A 15,619-nucleotide genomic window follows, 5' to 3' on the forward strand; every position below is an offset into this window, starting at 1 on the left:
CCCGGCGCGGGACCCCGCGGTCAGCGCGCGCCGAAGACCTGCGTCCAGTAGGGGCCGCCGTCGCCCGTGTGCAGGCCGACGCCCAGCTCCTTGAACGAGCAGTTCAGTATGTTCGCGCGGTGGCCGGGGCTGTTCATCCAGGCCTCCATCACCTGCTCCGCCGTCTGCTGGCCCATCGCGATGTTCTCGCCGTAGGTCGACCAGCCGTACCCGGTGGCCGTGACGCGCTCGCCGGGCCCGGCGCCGTCCGGGTTGGTGTGGTCGAAGAAGTCCCGCGCGGCCATGTCTTCGGAGTGGCCCTGGGCGGCCCGCGCCAGGAGGGAGTTCCCGGTGACGGAGCCGCAGCCCTCCTTGGCCCGCTCGGCGTTGACCAGGGCGATCACCTGCTCCTCGACGGAGGTGTGACCGGAGTCCTGCTGGGTGGCCGTGGGGCTGCTCGGGGCCGTGGGCGTCCTTGGGGCGGGTGCCTGCGTGGGCCTGTGGGTCGGCCGGTCCGCGGTCGGCCGCGGGGTGTGCGGGGCGGTGGTCGGCGCGGTGACCGGGGCCTGGGCCGAGGGCCCGGCCCCGGCCCCGGTCTTGGTCCTGGGCCTGGCGGAGACGCTCTTGCTGGGCCGCGGCGTGCCCGACGGCGTGGCCGTCGGAGTGACGGGGGCCGAGGCGGTGGGCGTCGTGGAGGCCGGGGCCGGGGCCGACGCGGAGACGGTGAGGTCCACGGTCGAGGCGCGCGGCGCGTCCAGGGCCGTCAGGTCGTCCTCGTCGGGACCGTTGGCCAGGGTGAAGGCCCCGCCGGTGACGGTGGCGACCGCCATGCCCGCGGCGATGACCACGCGTCGGCGCCCGCGCTGCTGCTGCTCTCGCCTGCGGCGCCGCGCGTTGCGGGCGCTGCGGGCGCCGAGGACGGGGGAGGGGCTCGGTTCGGACGCTCCCGCCGACTCGTACCCGGTCGGCCCGGTGGTTCCGTACCCGGTCGGCCCGGGCGTTTCGTACCCGGTCACCCCGGACGTTTCGTACCCGGTCGTTCCGGCCTGCTCGTACCCGGTCGCCCCGGTGGTTCCGTACCCGGCTGTTCCGGTCGTTCCGTACCCGGTCGGCCCGTAGGCGTACCCGGCCGTCTCCGCCGGTTCGTAGGCGTACCCGGGTGTTCCCGGCGTCTCGTACGCGTACCAGGGAGATTCCGCCGGTTCGTAACCGGTCGTTCCCGGCTGCTGGTACCCCGGCTGGTGGCCGGACTCGTGGTCGGCCGCCGCGACCGCGGCGGCGAGGTCGAAGCCCGCACGCTCGCGGAGGGTCGCGAGCAGGAGTCCGGCCGGGGGGACGAGCAGCAGGCCCGCGAGCAGTCCCTCGGCCGGGTAGAGGCCGTGGGACAGGCCGGTGCAGTACACGCACGCGCGGGCGTGCCCGGCTATTCGCTTGCGCCAGAGACTCGACGGGCGTCCGTCCCATCCGCCGAGCTCGTACCTCAGGTCGGGGCACGGCGGGTTCTCCGTCAGCGCCCGGACGACGACGCGGGCGGCGTCCAGCTGCGCCTTCATGCGCTGGACGCGCACCGCCGTGTGCTCCGGGGAGAGCTGGAGGGCCGAGGCCACCTCGTGGCGGGTCAGGTCGCCCGTGCACTCCAGCCACCACAGCGACAGCAGGGCCCTGTCGTCCGGTTCCAGCCAGCGGGTCGCCTCGGCGGTCTCGCGCCGCTGGCCGGACAGGTTCAGCCGGACCACGGTGAGGCCGACGAAGTCGGCGCCCGGCTGGGGGAGGTCGCGGGCGTCGTCGAGGCCGCCCGTGGCGAAACCGTTCTGCTGCCGGTGCCAGTGACCGCGGACGACGTTCATCGCGATGGCCACCAGCCAGGACCTGAAGCTGTCCGGGGCGCGCAGGCCGCCGAGTCCGGCGAGCGCCCGCAGCATCGTCTCCTGCACGACGTCGTCCACGTCGTGGTGGCCGTTCATCGCCCGGCCCACGATGTTGTAGACCAGCGGCAGGTGGTGGGTGAGGAGCCGGTCCTGCGCCTGCGGATCCCCGCTCTGCGCCGCCCTGACCAGCTCCGTGAGCTGCTGTGTACTCATGCTCGAATCACCCTGCCTGTTCCGGTCGTCCTCGGGGGCCAACACATGGGAGACCACCGGGCGCCGGGCCGATAACAGAAATCCCCCGGCCTTCCGGAAAAGATTCGGGAGGCGGGGGTCGGCCGGTCGGGTCCGGTGGTCCTCGGGAGCGGTGGTACGCCACCGTGGTCCGCGCACACGCCGGCGGGAGGGACGGGTGACACCGGACCTCCTCGGCGTGCGGGACGGAGCGCCCGGGCGCGGCGGGCCCCGGGCGGGAAGCGCGCCCCACGGTAGCGGACGGGTCGAGGGGGCGGGCCGCCGGTCGCCGGACGTGCGGCGGCCCCGTCCTCGTCGGGGCCGAGGGCGGGGCCGGTCGCGAGGCCCGTGGACGGGCCGTGCGTGGATCGGTGCGGGCCGGGTGACCGGTCCTCACGCCGTTACGCGTGACGTCGCGAGTTGCCGGTGAAGAGGCGGTAGAGCAGGAGCAGGATCACCGAACCGATGATGGCCGCGATCCAGGTGGACAGCTCGAAGAAGCCGTCGACGGAGTCGACGCCGAAGATCACCTTGCCGAGCCAGCCGCCGAGAAGACCGCCCGCGATGCCGAGCAGCGTGGTGATGACGAACCCGCCCGGGTCACGGCCCGGGGTCAGGGCCTTCGCGATGAGGCCCGCCAGCAGTCCGATGATGATCCAGGCGATGATTCCCATGGTTCCCGTCTCCTTCGCGTGTGCCGTTCGGCCCGCTCCGTGTTTATCGGACGCTTACATCGAACGCATACGCGGAAATGGAGGATCCAAACGCCTTTCGGTGGAAATCAGGTGCCCGTCCGGGTGTCCGGGGCCGACCGCACCGTCGACAGGGGCTCCGCGATGTCCTCCAGGGAGCGGCGCTCGGCGTTGACCGCCAGGAAGGCGGCGACGAGACCGGCCGCGCACATCAGTCCGGCGCCGATCCGGAAGGCGAGGGCCGTGTCGCCGACGACGCCGGACTCGGTCAGCTCCGCGAAGAGCAGCGGGCCGCTGATGCCGCCGGCCGCCGTGCCGAGGGCGTAGAAGAAGGCGATGGCCATCGCGCGGGTCTCCATGGGGAAGATCTCGGAGACCGTCAGATACGCGCTGGAGGCGCCCGCCGACGCGAAGAACAGCACCACGCACCAGCAGGCCGTCATCGTCGTGGCCGTCAGCGAGCCCCGGTCGAAGAGCCAGGCGGTGCCGAACAGGAGGATGCCGGAGAGCAGGTACGTCGACGAGATCATGATCCGGCGGCCGACGGTGTCGAAGAGCTTGCCGAGGAGCAGCGGCCCCATGAAGTTGCCCGCGGCGATCACGGCGAAGTAGTAGCCGGTGCTGCCCGTGGGCACGTCGAAGAAGGTGATCAGGATGGTGCCGAAGCCGAAGGTGATGGCGTTGTAGAGGAACGCCTGGCCGATGAAGAGCGAGAGCCCGAGGACCGCCCGGCGCGGGTAGGAGCGGAAGACCGTCTTGGCGATCAGGCCGAAGCCGATGCTCTTGCGCTGGTGGATGGTGATCTCGCGGTCCGGCGGGGGCAGCCGGAGGCCCTTCTCCGCCTCGATCTCCTTCTCGACGGAGCCGACGAGTTTCTCCGCCTCCGTGCCGTAGCCGTGGATGAACTGCCACCGCGGACTCTCCGGGACGTGCCGCCGCACGAGCAGGATGACCAGGCCCAGGACGACGCCGAGGGCGAAGCTGAGCCGCCAGCCGAGGTCCTTCGGGAAGATGTCGGTGTCCAGCATCACGATGGACAGCAGGGAGCCGCCGATCGCGCCCAGCCAGTAGCTTCCGTTGATGATGAGGTCGACCCGGCCGCGGTAGTGCGACGGGATCAGCTCGTCGATGGCGGAGTTGATGGCCGCGTACTCGCCGCCGATGCCGAAGCCGGTGAGGAACCGGAAGAGGAAGAACCACCAGGACTCGAACGACAGCGCCGTCATCGCGGTCGCCGCCAGGTAGACGACCAGCGTCACCATGAAGAGGCGTTTGCGGCCGTAGCGGTCGGTCAGCCAGCCGAAGAACAGCGCGCCGGAACAGGCGCCGGCCACGTACAGGGCGGCGGCGACGCCGGTGATCTGCGCGGCGCTGATGTCCAGGCCGCTGCCGTCCTCGGCGATGCGGCCGGCGACGTTGCCGACGATCGTGACCTCGAGGCCGTCCAGGATCCAGACGGTGCCGAGGCCGATCACGATCATCCAGTGCCACTTCGACCACGGGAGGCGGTCGAGGCGGGCGGGGACGGCGGTGGTGACCGTCGACGTCTCTCCCGGGCCCGGTGCGGGCGCCCGTGACACTCCAGAAGCCATGGCTGGTTCCCTCTCCGTCGCGTGATCCCCCTCAGAACCCCTTCCCCCGGGTGCCCGGAAGCCGGTGGCCCATGCGGGTGAAGAACGTGCCGCGCGGGGGGTGGAGAGGCGTACGACGCGTCAGGGGATCAGCAGGGCCAGGGCGGCGGCGTGGCCGTCGAGCGGGGGCAGGTCGGTGAGGCGGAGGCCGGGGACCGGGGCCGGCCGGTCGGCGGCGCTCACGTACGGCTCGACGGCGCCCCGCGCCAGGCCCACGCCCGAGACCTTCAGCGCGGCCTCCTTCCGGGACCAGCAGCGGGCGAACGCGGCCGGCCGGTCGGGGACCGGAAGGGCCTCCAGCTCCGTCCGCTCGCGCGGATGGAGGGCGCTCATCAGGTCCCGTACCGGACCGTCCGCCGGGATCGCCTCGACGTCCACGCCGACCGGAACCGGCGCGACCGCCACCAGGACCCGGTCCCCCGAGTGGGAGAGCGAGAAGTGCGCGTCGTGGCCCCGGAGGTACGGCTTGCCGTGCGGGCCGCCGCAGTCGGCGCACGGCTGCCGGAGGAAGACGAGGCGCTCCGGGGGCTCGTCCACGTGCCGGCCCAGGACGAGCCGGAGCAGGACGTGGGCGACCCGGTACCGGTCCGCGTCCACCGGGAACAGGAACCGGGCGGCCCGGGCGCGCTCGTCGTCGTCGAGCACGGACACGAGCGCGCGGGCCGGTGCCGCGGCCTCCGACACGGTGGCCGTCACCACCCCCGGGTGGCCCGGGACTTCCTCGTAGAACATGGCGGGTCAGAATACCCGTTCGGTCGTGCTGACGACGGCGCGGCGGTTCCAGGAGGTCGGTGTGCACGACGGCGCGGTACTTCCTTTTGGCGAGCCGGGGGCGCCGGGTGCGGGGGAGCGCGCCGTGCCTCGTACCGACATCCGCCGGGGGAGCGGGTCCATCCGGCCATTCGTCCTTCGGGGGAGGGGCGAAAAGGACTCACCCTCCTTCCGGCCCTCGCCTGTTACCCGTCGGTACGCGATGATGGCGGCCAACCAACCACACGCGGGGACTTGGGGCAGCGGTGACGACTTTCGACGAACGGACCACGGTGCACGCCTTCCGGGACGACGCCCTGGGGGACCACGACGCGGTGGGCCTCGCGGCGGCGATCCGGCGGGGCGAGGTGAGCGCCGCCGAGGCGGCCCGGGACGCGGCCGAGCGGGTACGGGCCGTGGAGGGGCGGCTCCACGCGGTCCAGGCGTACGCCGAACACCCGCTGCCCGGACCGGGGACGGGCCTCCTCGCCGGAGTGCCGGCCTTCGTCAAGGACAACACCGACTACCGGGGGCTGCCCACCGGCCACGGCAGCGCCGCCTTCACGCCGAGGCCCGCCCGCCGGCACGCGGCCTTCACCCGCCAGTTCCTCAGCAGCGGCGTCACCGTCCTCGGCAAGACCAGGCTCCCCGAGTTCGGCTTCAGCCCCTCCACGGAGTACGAGGGCGCCGAACCCGTCCGCAACCCCTGGGACACCGCCCGCTCGGCGGGCGGCTCCTCGGGCGGCAGCGCGGCGCTCGTGGCCGCCGGAGCGGTGCCGATCGCGCACGCCAACGACGGCGGCGGCTCCATCCGGATCCCGGCCGCCTGCTGCGGTCTCGTCGGGCTCAAGCCGACCCGGGGCCGGGTCGTGCCCAGCGCCCAGGGCCGCCGGCTCCCGCTCGACATCGTCTCCGACGGGATCGTCAGCCGCTCCGTACGGGACTCCGCCGCCTTCCTCGCCGCCGCCGAGAAGCACTGGCGCAACCCGAAGCTGCCGCCCCTGGGTCTGGTGGAGGGCCCCTCGGAGCGCCGGCTGCGCGTCGGTTTCCTCCTCGACTCGCCCACCGGCGTCACCTCCGACGCCGCGACCCGGGCCGCCGTCACGGAGACCGTGGCGCGGCTCCACCGGCTCGGCCACGCCGTGGAGCCGGTGGAGATCGCCGTCGACCCCCGTTTCACCGGCGACTTCCTCACCTACTGGGGCTTCCTCTCCTTCCTCCTCGGCACCACGGGTCGCACCCTCGGCGCCGACTTCGACCGCCGCCGCATGGACGGCCTCAGCCGGGGCCTGCGCGCGACGTACCTGGAGAACTGGCGGAACACCCCGGCCGTCCTGCGGAGGCTGAAGCGCACCAGGGAGGCGTACGCGGCGGCCTTCCGCGGCCTCGACCTCGTCCTTTCCCCCGTCCTCGCCCATCCCGCGCCCCGGCTCGGCCACCTCGCCCCGGACGTCCCGTACGCGACGCTGATCGAGCGGATCCTGGCGTACGTCGCTTTCACCCCGATCGACAACGTCGTGGGCACGCCGTCGCTCTCGCTGCCCGTGGGCGCGACGGAGGACGGGCTGCCCGTCGGCGTCATGTTCGCGGGGCGCCCCGGCGCCGAACGGGCCCTTCTGGAGCTGGCGTTCGAACTGGAGGCGGACCGGCCCTTCCGGCGCGTCCAGGACCTCTGAGTCCCCGGCCCCCGGGGCCGGTCAGCCGGGCGCGGGGGGCTCCACCGGCTCCACCGGAAGGCCGGCCGTGCGGGCGGCCTCCGCGAGCACCTCGCGCAGCATCTCCCGCGTGAGCCGGCCGGTGAACACGTTGCGCTGGCTCACGTGGTAGCTGCCGAACACCGTGAGCGCGGGGTCGCCGGGGGAGGCCGGCGCCAGGACCGTCCGCACGCCGTGCCCGAACTTCGGGCGCGGCCGGGGCACGAGCCAGCCGGCCTCCGCCAGGACGGGCAGCGCGGCCTGCCAGCCGAAGCCGCCCAGGACGACGACGGACCGCAGCGTCGGGCGCAGCAGGCGCGCCTCGCGGGCCAGCCAGGGGCGGCAGGCGTCCCGCTCGCCGGGCGTGGGGCGGTTGTCGGGCGGGGCGCAGTGCACCGGCGCCGTGACCCTCACCCCGTACAGTTCGAGCCCGTCGCCGGGGCCCGTCACCGTCTCCCGCGAAGCCAGGCCGAGTTCGTACAGCGTCGCGTACAGCAGGTCGCCGGCCCGGTCGCCGGTGAACATCCGGCCGGTCCGGTTCCCGCCGTGCGCGGCGGGCGCCAGACCGCTGATCAGCAGGGCGGCGTCCGGAGGGCCGAACCCTGGCACCGGGCGCCCCCAGTACTCCTGGCCCCGGAACGCGGCGCGTCCGACGCGGGCGGTCTCCTCCCGCCACGCCACCAGGCGCGGGCAGGCCCGGCACCGCACGAGCCGCGCGTCGAGGCCGGCGGGGGTGCGCGCCCGGGCGGCGGCCCGTACGGGGTAGTCCTCGGCAGTGCACACGGTCGATCCGCTCCGTCCGGAAGGAAGAAAGTCCTCTCCGGGACCCCCTACCCGCCGTGCGGCACACGCTACGGAATTGGCCGATTCTCGTCTTGCTCACGCGGACGCATCCCCTGTTCCACTCAGTACTTAGGTTAGGCTAACCTTCGGCTGTGCGAGCTGGAGAAGAGAGATCCGCGGCCGGTGCCCCCCGCGGCCACGAACTGGCGGCCACGGGAGTCACCGTGGCCTACGAGGGCGTCGACGTCGTCCACGACGCCGCCCTGACCCTGCGGCCCGGCGAGGTCACCGTCCTCGTCGGCCCGAACGGCAGCGGGAAGTCGACGCTCCTGCGGACGGTCTCGCGGCTCCAGAAACCCCGGACCGCCACCCTCGTCATCGACGACGCCACCGACGCCCTCGCGCTGTCCCCCCGCGACTTCTCGCGCCACGTCGCCCTGCTCACCCAGGGACGCCCCACCCCCGGCGGCCTGACCGTGCGGGACGTGGTCGAGTTCGGCCGCTACCCCCACCGGGGACGCTGGGGGAGGACGGACCCGGACGGCCGCGCCGCCGTGGACCGCGCCCTCTCCCTCACCGGCGTCGCCGAGTTCGCCGACCGGGGCGCCGAGCACCTCTCCGGCGGACAGCTCCAGCGCGTCTGGCTCGCGAGCTGCCTCGCCCAGGAGACCGGCGTCCTGCTCCTCGACGAGCCCACCACCTACCTCGACCTGCGCTACCAGGTCGAACTCCTGGACCTCGTCCGCGACCTGGCGGACGACCACGGCATCGCCGTCGGAGCCGTCCTGCACGACCTCGACCAGGCGGCCGCCGTCGCCGACCGGATCGTGCTCCTCCACACCGGACGGGTCGTCGCCGACGGCTCCCCGCAGGACGTCCTGACGGCGGAGCGGCTGACCGGCACGTACGGCATCCGCATCGAAGTCGACACCGACCCCCTGACCGGCCGGCTGCGCACCCGTGCCGTCGGCCGGCACCACACGCGAAGCGAAAGGCTCACCACTCCCTCATGAGACGCCTCCTCCTCACCACGGCCACCGCCACCGCCGCGGCCCTCGCCCTGACCGCCTGCGGCACCACCGAGCCCGCCGCGGACAAGAAGGCGGAGAAGACCGCCGAGAGCATCACCCTCACCGACTCCACCGGCACCGAGGTCGTCCTCGACGGCCCGGCCGAGAAGGTCGTCGGCACCGAGTGGAACGTCGTCGAGAGCCTGATCTCCCTCGGCGTCGACCCCGTCGGCGTCGCGGACGTCAAGGGGTACAAGACCTGGGACACCACCGCCCCGCTGAAGAACGACGCCAAGGACATCGGCACGCGCGGCGAGCCGAGCATCGAGACCGTCGCCGGTCTCGCGCCGGACCTCATCGTCGCCACCAGCGACCTCAAGCCGGCCGTCGTGAAGCAGCTGCGCAAGGTCGCGCCCGTCCTGGAGCTCAAGGCCGCCGACGGGGCCGACCCGATCGGGCGGATGACGGAGAACCTCGACCTCATCGCGCGGGCCACCGGCACCACCGCCGAGGCCGACCGGCTCAAGAAGGACTTCGACGCCACGATCGAGGACGGGAGGAAGAAGCTCGCCGCCGCCGGCCTCGCCGGCGCGAAGTACGCCTTCGCCGACGGCTACCTCGTCTCCCACCAGGTCTCCATCCGGCCGTACACCGGCGGCTCGCTCATCGGCGCCGTCAACGACAGGCTCGGCCTGAAGAACGCCTGGACCGTCGAGGGCGACCCGTCCTACGGCCTCGGCGCCACCGACGTCGAGGGCCTCACCCGGCTCGGCGACGTGCACTTCGCCTACATCGCCAACGACCAGGACCCGAGCAGCACCCCGTTCACCGGCGCCCTCGCCGAGGACAAGGTCTGGAACTCGCTGCCGTTCGTCAAGAAGGGCCACGTCCACCGTCTGCCCGACGGCATCTGGATGTTCGGCGGACCCGCGTCGATGGGCAAGTACGTCGACTCCGCCGTCACGGAGCTGACGAAGTAACACCATGGCCGTCACCGCAACCACACCCTCCACCCGTCCGACGGCGGTCACGTCCCGGAGGAGCGCGGCCGTGGTGACGGCCGCACTGGCCCTCCTCGTCGCGGGTCTCGCCCTCGTCGACCTCACCCAGGGCACCGCCGCCGTCGGCGGCGCCGAGGTCTGGAAGGCCCTCACCGGCCGGTCCGACCCCGCCGACGCGTCCGTCGTCGTCGCCTCCCGGCTGCCCAGGGCGGTCGCCGGACTCCTCGTCGGCGCCGTCCTCGGCATGGCCGGCTCCGCCCTCCAGGCCGTCAGCCGCAACGTCATCGCCTCGCCCGACACCCTCGCCGTCAACGCCGGCTCCTACCTGGCGCTCGGCCTCGCCGCCGTCACCGGCGTCTCGCTGCCGCTCTTCGCCACCTCCGGGGTCGCCTTCGCCGGCGGCCTGGCCGCGGCCGCCGTCGTCCTCGGACTCTCCGGCCTCGGCGCGGGCACCGTCCGGCTCGTCCTCGCCGGAAGCGCCCTCACCCTCGGCCTCACCGCCGTCGCGGAGGGCCTGCTCCTGCTCTTCCCGAAGGAGACCGAGGGCCTCTACCAGTGGAACCAGGGCAGCATCTCCCAGAACGGCTTCGACGGCGTCCTGCAGATGGCGCCCGTCGCCCTCGCCGCCCTCGCCGGACTGATCCTGCTGGCCCGCCGGGTCGACGCCCTCGCCCTCGGCGACGACGCGGCCCGCGGCCTCGGCGTCCCCGTCCGCACCACCCGGGTCACGGCCGTCGTCCTCGCCGCGCTCCTCTCGGCGACCGCGGTCACGCTCGCCGGTCCGATCGGCTTCGTCGGCCTGTGCGCCCCCGCGCTCGTCCGGGGCCTGGCGCGCCGGGCCCAGCGGCTCCACCGCTTCCGCGCGGGCCTGCCGGTCGCGGGCCTCACCGGCGCCGCCCTCGTCCTCGGCTCGGACGTGCTGCTGCGCGCCGTCATCCCCGCGGACGTCGCCGTCGCCGTGCCGACCGGCGTCGTCACCAGCCTCGTCGGAGCCGCCTTCCTGATCGTCATGGCCATCAGGGTCAAGGACACCGCCGGGGCCGCGCCGGTCGAGAAGCTGCGCATCCGGAGCCGTACCGCCTTCCTCGTCACCACCGGCGTCCTCGTCGCCGTGGTCGTCGGCGCGGTCGTCGCGGGCGTGCTGCTCGGCGACTCCGAGCTGCTCCTGGGCGACGTCGTGAACTGGGCACAGGGCCGGGCGGGCCGGACCGTCTCCTTCGTGCTCGACACCCGGGTGCCCCGGGTCCTCGCGGCGCTCCTGGCGGGTGCGGCGCTCGCCCTGTCCGGCACGCTCATCCAGGCCGTCACCCGCAACCCGCTCGCGGAGCCCGGCATCCTCGGCGTCTCCCACAGCGCCGCGCTCGGCGCCGTCCTCCTCGTCACCACGGTCCCCCTGGCCGGTTCCTGGAGCGTGGCGGGCGCGGCGTTCGCGGGCGCCGTCCTCGGCGCCGTCCTGGTCTTCGGCCTCGCCGCGCGCGGCGGGTTCCAGCAGAACAGGCTCGTCCTGGTCGGCTTCGGCGTCGCCACCGCGAGCGCCGCCCTGATCAGCCTGCTCATCGTCCTGAGCGACCCGTTCAACGCGACGAAGGCGCTCACCTGGCTGTCCGGCTCCACCTACGGGCGGACCCTGCCCGACGCGGTGCCGCTCGCCGTGGTCCTGACGGCGGGCCTGGTCGTGGCCGTCCTGCGGCGCGCGGAGCTCGACCTCGTCTCGCTCGACGAGGACACCCCCCGGCTCCTCGGGCTCGACCTCGGCCGCGGCCGCCTGGGCTTCCTCGTGCTGAGCGTCCTGCTCAGCGCGACCGCCGTGGCCGCCGCCGGCACGATCGGCTTCGTCGGGCTCGTCGCCCCGCACGCCGCCCGCGCCCTGGTGGGCCGCCGGCACGCGCGCGTGGTGCCGGTGGCGGTGCTCCTCGGCGCGGCGCTCGTCTGCACCGCGGACCTGGTGGGACGGGCGGTGATCGCGCCGGCCCAGCTCGGCGCCGGCATGATGACGGCCGTCATCGGCACGCCGTACTTCCTCCACCTGCTCGTCCGCAGCCGGCGCTGAGGACACCCCCCCGCACGACGGACGGCCGCGCACCCCGCGTCAGGGGCGCGCGGCCGTCCGCGCTCCCGGCCGGCCATGCGCCGGACCGGTGTCCTCGACCTTCCGCGCGCCCCCGTCTCCTACCGAACTGCCTCGTCCCGCGCGCGGTCCTCCTTCGAAGCGCCGCCCGGTGCGGCCCCCCGGCGTTCCCCGATGCCCGCCACCAGACCGATCACGGTGGTCAGCGCCGTACAGACGACGATGGTGACGACCGGGGTGGTGGCCTTGACGAGACCGGCCGTCAGCAGGGCGGCCGCTCCGTAGCCGAGGCCGCCCGCGGCGTACAGGAGGGAGAAACCCGTGGCCCACACGTTCTGCGGGAGGCGGTTCTGCAGCGCCAGGTTACGGATGATCATGAGCGGGCTGTAGAAGAGGCCACCGAGCAGGAACGCGGCGAAGAACGCCCAGAGGCGGCCGGTGACGGCGCACAGCGTCAGCGCCGCGGTCATGGCCGGCAGCAGGAAGAGGGTCTGCGTCCCGGGGGAGCCCGGCCAGGCGCGTCGTCCGTAGACCAGTCCGGCGGCGATGCTCGCCAGGGCGAACGCCCCCGTGATGACGCCGGTCAGCGCCAGCTGCCGGCCCGTCGACTCGAGACGGGCCGGCAGGGCCACGTCCATGGCGCCGACCAGGAACATGATGGCCGCGGCGAGCAGGACGGTGGGCCAGGCCATCCTGACGACGCTCAGCGTCCCCACGGGCTCCGGGGCGTCCTCCCGCACGTCGGGAGCGGCGTGCCGGATGCGCCCGGCGAAGGCCAGGGGAGCCGCCGAGACCACGGCCATGAGCAGGAGCGCGATCCGTGGCGACACCTGGGTGGACACCAGCGAGGCCAGCACCGGGCCGGCGGCCCAGACGGCCTGGTTCAGCGCGCTCTCCAGCCCGAGCGCGGTGTGCCGGAGGTGTTCCGGAGTGGTGCCGGACAGCTGCGCGCGCATGCCGCCGGGGACGCCCGCGGCCACCGCCCCGGCGGCGAAGGCCATCGCCACCAGCAGGACCATGGGCGTGTGACCCGCCAGGACGGCGACGGCGGCGAAGACGAGTGCTTCGGCGAGCAGGGCGAAGCGGAGCTGTCCGAGGAAGGGGCGCCGGTCGAAGCCGCGTCCCATGAAGGGGGCCCCGACTGCCTCGCCGAGCGCGTGCGAGGCGGCGAGGACGCCGCCCGCAGAGAACGATCCCGTGCTGTGGCCCAGGAAGACCAGGGCCAGTGGAGCCATGGCGACGGGAGTGCGGATCAGTCCCATGGCGACGTACCAGGCGGTGCCGCCCTCGCGGCACAGCACGTCGCGGTAGGTGGGGGCGGGTCGCGCGACCGGCGCTGTGTTACCACTCATGGTTTTTACCGGTAACCGCTCGCCGGAGTGTCAAACCTTGTTTACCGGCTATTCTTTATGTATGGGAAATCGGATGGGAACGACGGTGGCCGGACCGCAGGTGGAGGACATGAGGTCCTTCCTCAACACCTGGGTGATCCCCAACGACACACGGCAGGAGACGGAGAACCTCCCGGACCTCGCCGCGTCCCCGGACGACTGGGCGCGCGTGCTGCCGCACCTGCCGCGTCCGCGCACCGACGAACTGACCGACCTGCTCCGGCTCCGTGACGACCTGCGGGCCGACGTGGACGAGCGCGGCACGCGACGGCTGGACGAGTGGCTCGCCCGGCGACCGCAGACGGTGCGCATCGGCGAGGGCGAACTGCGGCTCGAAGGACCGGCCGCCCCCGTCGACACCGTCCTGCGCCAGGCGGCCCGGCTGGTGCTCGCCGAGCGCTGGCGCCGGCTCAGGGCCTGCCCGGACTGCCGGTGGGTCTTCTACGACCAGTCGCGGAACAACACGCGGACCTGGTGCAGCATGTACGCGGGCGACAGCGGCCGGGCCTGCGGCAGCATCGCCAAGGTCAAGCGGATGCGCGAGACGCAGAAGCGGCGGACGACCGCCGCGGAGGCGGGGTGAGGACGCCGGCCGGGCCGGTGCTCCTCACCCCGGGGCCGAGAAGGGCCGTTCAGAGGGTCGAGGCGACGCGCCGCAGCAGGCGCTCCGTCTCCCCGGCCGCCTCGGGACCGCGGTCGTAGACCAGGTACTCCACCGTGCGGGTGTAGGGGCTGTCGTCGACGAGCACCACGGCGCCGCTCTCCCCGTCCGGATTCAGCCGGGGGTCGCGCCCGACGGCCAGGGCGAGCTTGGCGAAGTCCCGGACCGGCAGGTCGTTGCGGGTGAGCAGCGTGTAGCCGTCCGAGTAGTCGTCGCCGAGGAGCCGCCGGGCCGCCGCGTGCACGTGGGTGCAGCCGCCCACGCGCGCGTTCACCTCGTTGAACAGGACCCCGCCCTCGGGAGTGACGATGGAGTCGCAGTTCAGGTAACCGCGGTAGCCGAGGTTCCGGATCGTCCGCGCCATGGCCAGCGACGCTTCCAGCATCCGCCGCTCCGCCGCGGGGTCCAGGGCCACCGGAGGGATGGCGAAGCCGTTCCAGACCGGCTCCATGCGCATGTCGCCGTGGTTCAGGAGGACGGGTTCGCCGGGCGGGTCGGGGAGGAACAGCTCGCTGTAGAGGGTACGGCTGTACGGGTGGTAGACCTCCACGACGGCCTCGCTCGGGCGCAGGCCGGTGGGGAAGTCGCGGACCTCCGCCACGACGGGGAAGGAGCCGGCGAGCGCCGCCTCGATCTCGCGGAGGCCGGAGAGCGGGCCGACGACGTGCTTCGCGGAGGCGCCGATGGAGGGCACCTCGGCGTCGACGGTGAACAGCACGTTGCCGTACCCGCTGGCGCTGAAGTCCTGTTTCACGATCACGCTGCCGGTGTGGTGCAGCAGCTCGCGCACGGCCCGCGCGGTGGCCCCCCGGCTGCGGCAGACCTCCCCCCGGGCGACCGGGACGCCCGTGCCGGTCGACCAGGCCCGGAAGAAGGACTTGCTGTTGAAGAAGTCGCTGCCGCCCTGGGCGGAGAACGCGGAGTCCGTCCCGCGCAGGCCGAGCCGGCCCGCGAGCTCGGCGACGGTCCGGTCGTACAGGTAGGGCGTCAGCGTCCAGTCCGGACGCACGGTCTCCCGCAGCCGCTCCACCAGCGGTTCGGCCAGGGCGGTGCGCGCGTCGAGGAACGTGCCCTCGTCCGGTCCGTCCGGGACGAAGAAGGTCAGGGTCGTGGGGTCGAGGCCGAGCGACGAGACGAGGTAGTTCCGGAAGCCGGGCGTCGGCCGCCGGTGCGCGAGCATCGCGTCGCCGTCCTCGAGCAGCCAGGCCGTACGGGTGGAGACGGCGTGCTGCTTGTGGGTTTCCTTGGGCCCGAACGAGGTGAGCGGGCTGGCGAACATGTACTCGCTCGTGACGTTGCCGAGAACGAGTCGGGGCACGGGAGGTCCTTTCGCACGGGTTCTGCCGCGCGAGGGGACCGCGCCGGACGCGGCCCCCTCACGCGGTGGGCCGCGTCCGGCGCGGTCCCTCGGGACGGCGGGGTCAGGCGCGTTCGGCGAGCTTCTTCTCGAACGAGTCGCGGTTGACGACGGCCCGTCCGTGCACGCCGCGCAGGATGACGGCGCGGCTGTCCCGCGCCTCCACGGCGAAGGTGAGGAGCTTGCCGTCGACCTCGGTCAGCGTGGCGGTGACGGTGATCTCCTCGCCCACGGGCGTCGGCGCCACGTGCGCGGAGTCGTGGTGGAGACCCAGGGTCATCCACGGTGCGGTGATCTCCTCCCGCAGGACGTCCATGGCGGTGACCTCGCCGAGCCACAGCAGCACGGGGGTCGCGAGGACGTCCACGTCGTTCTCCCACGCGGTGGCGGAGTCGCGGGGCCCGACCACGTGGCGACGGGTGGCCGAGGAGCCGACGAGGGAGTCGAGGACGGGACGCGGTGACGTGGTGGTGTCGGACATGACTGCCTTTCGGTCGGGTGGC

General features: G+C 73.6%; 13 protein-coding genes. 5 read left to right on the forward strand and 8 right to left on the reverse strand.

The features are described from left to right. Window positions 1-20 precede the first annotated feature (20 nt). The 4 genes from ACFY7E_RS22555 to ACFY7E_RS22570 all read right to left on the reverse strand — a co-directional run bounded on the left by ACFY7E_RS22555 (window position 21) and on the right by ACFY7E_RS22570 (window position 5,133). Window positions 21-2,060 (reverse strand): sigma-70 family RNA polymerase sigma factor, encoded by a 2,040-nt coding sequence (locus ACFY7E_RS22555; protein ID WP_389487483.1) that lies wholly within the window; start codon window positions 2,058-2,060, stop codon window positions 21-23. Between the two features lie 419 nt (window positions 2,061-2,479). Further along, window positions 2,480-2,752, reverse strand: a complete 273-nt coding sequence (locus ACFY7E_RS22560; protein ID WP_389487485.1) for a GlsB/YeaQ/YmgE family stress response membrane protein — start codon at window positions 2,750-2,752, stop codon at window positions 2,480-2,482. Between the two features lie 107 nt (window positions 2,753-2,859). Then, the gene (locus ACFY7E_RS22565; RefSeq protein ID WP_389487487.1) at window positions 2,860-4,362 is read right to left on the reverse strand and encodes an MFS transporter; all 1,503 of its coding nucleotides are present in this window, start codon (window positions 4,360-4,362) and stop codon (window positions 2,860-2,862) included. A 120-nt stretch (window positions 4,363-4,482) separates the two neighbouring features. Continuing rightward, window positions 4,483-5,133: a 4'-phosphopantetheinyl transferase family protein gene (locus tag ACFY7E_RS22570; protein ID WP_389487489.1), complete on the reverse strand. Its 651-nt coding sequence runs from the start codon at window positions 5,131-5,133 to the stop codon at window positions 4,483-4,485. Between the two features lie 284 nt (window positions 5,134-5,417). Between ACFY7E_RS22570 and ACFY7E_RS22575 the strand changes: the two genes are divergently transcribed. Further along, entirely contained in the window at window positions 5,418-6,827 is a 1,410-nt protein-coding gene (locus ACFY7E_RS22575) for an amidase (protein ID WP_389487491.1), read from the forward strand. A gap of 21 nt (window positions 6,828-6,848) precedes the next feature. Here ACFY7E_RS22575 and ACFY7E_RS22580 read toward each other — a convergent pair whose 3' ends face one another. Next, window positions 6,849-7,628 carry a uracil-DNA glycosylase gene (locus tag ACFY7E_RS22580; protein WP_389487493.1) on the reverse strand — a complete coding sequence of 260 codons (780 nt, stop codon included), beginning with the start codon at window positions 7,626-7,628 and terminating at the stop codon, window positions 6,849-6,851. A gap of 152 nt (window positions 7,629-7,780) precedes the next feature. On the opposite strand from ACFY7E_RS22580, the gene ACFY7E_RS22585 reads away from it, so the two are divergent. From ACFY7E_RS22585 to ACFY7E_RS22595, 3 genes are read left to right on the forward strand one after another with little or no spacing between them, the layout of a single operon-like run. Continuing rightward, a complete protein-coding gene (locus ACFY7E_RS22585) occupies window positions 7,781-8,641 on the forward strand; it encodes an ABC transporter ATP-binding protein (protein ID WP_389487495.1) in 861 nt (286 codons plus the stop codon). After that, on the forward strand, window positions 8,638-9,618 hold the full coding sequence (locus tag ACFY7E_RS22590; RefSeq protein ID WP_389487497.1) for an iron-siderophore ABC transporter substrate-binding protein: 981 nt from the start codon (window positions 8,638-8,640) through the stop codon (window positions 9,616-9,618). The genes ACFY7E_RS22585 and ACFY7E_RS22590 overlap by 4 nt, the downstream gene beginning before the upstream one ends. Before the next feature lie 4 nt (window positions 9,619-9,622). Next, window positions 9,623-11,689: an iron ABC transporter permease gene (locus ACFY7E_RS22595; RefSeq protein WP_389487499.1), complete on the forward strand. Its 2,067-nt coding sequence runs from the start codon at window positions 9,623-9,625 to the stop codon at window positions 11,687-11,689. A gap of 119 nt (window positions 11,690-11,808) precedes the next feature. Here ACFY7E_RS22595 and ACFY7E_RS22600 read toward each other — a convergent pair whose 3' ends face one another. After that, complete coding sequence (locus tag ACFY7E_RS22600) at window positions 11,809-13,059, reverse strand: MFS transporter (protein ID WP_389487501.1); 1,251 nt, start codon at window positions 13,057-13,059, stop codon at window positions 11,809-11,811. Between the two features lie 61 nt (window positions 13,060-13,120). Here ACFY7E_RS22600 and ACFY7E_RS22605 point away from each other — a divergent pair, with 61 nt between their 5' ends. Continuing rightward, window positions 13,121-13,681 carry a CGNR zinc finger domain-containing protein gene (locus tag ACFY7E_RS22605; RefSeq protein ID WP_383439473.1) on the forward strand — a complete coding sequence of 187 codons (561 nt, stop codon included), beginning with the start codon at window positions 13,121-13,123 and terminating at the stop codon, window positions 13,679-13,681. A 49-nt stretch (window positions 13,682-13,730) separates the two neighbouring features. Here the strand turns inward: ACFY7E_RS22605 and ACFY7E_RS22610 are convergent, their stop codons facing one another. Together ACFY7E_RS22610 and ACFY7E_RS22615 are read right to left on the reverse strand one after the other, a co-directional pair. Beyond that, window positions 13,731-15,077: a hypothetical protein gene (locus ACFY7E_RS22610; protein WP_389487503.1), complete on the reverse strand. Its 1,347-nt coding sequence runs from the start codon at window positions 15,075-15,077 to the stop codon at window positions 13,731-13,733. A 103-nt stretch (window positions 15,078-15,180) separates the two neighbouring features. Continuing rightward, window positions 15,181-15,597, reverse strand: a complete 417-nt coding sequence (locus ACFY7E_RS22615) for a thioesterase family protein (protein WP_383437854.1) — start codon at window positions 15,595-15,597, stop codon at window positions 15,181-15,183. Window positions 15,598-15,619 lie beyond the last annotated feature (22 nt).

The organism is Streptomyces sp. NPDC012825, from assembly GCF_042900925.1.
Taxonomy (GTDB): domain Bacteria; phylum Actinomycetota; class Actinomycetes; order Streptomycetales; family Streptomycetaceae; genus Streptomyces.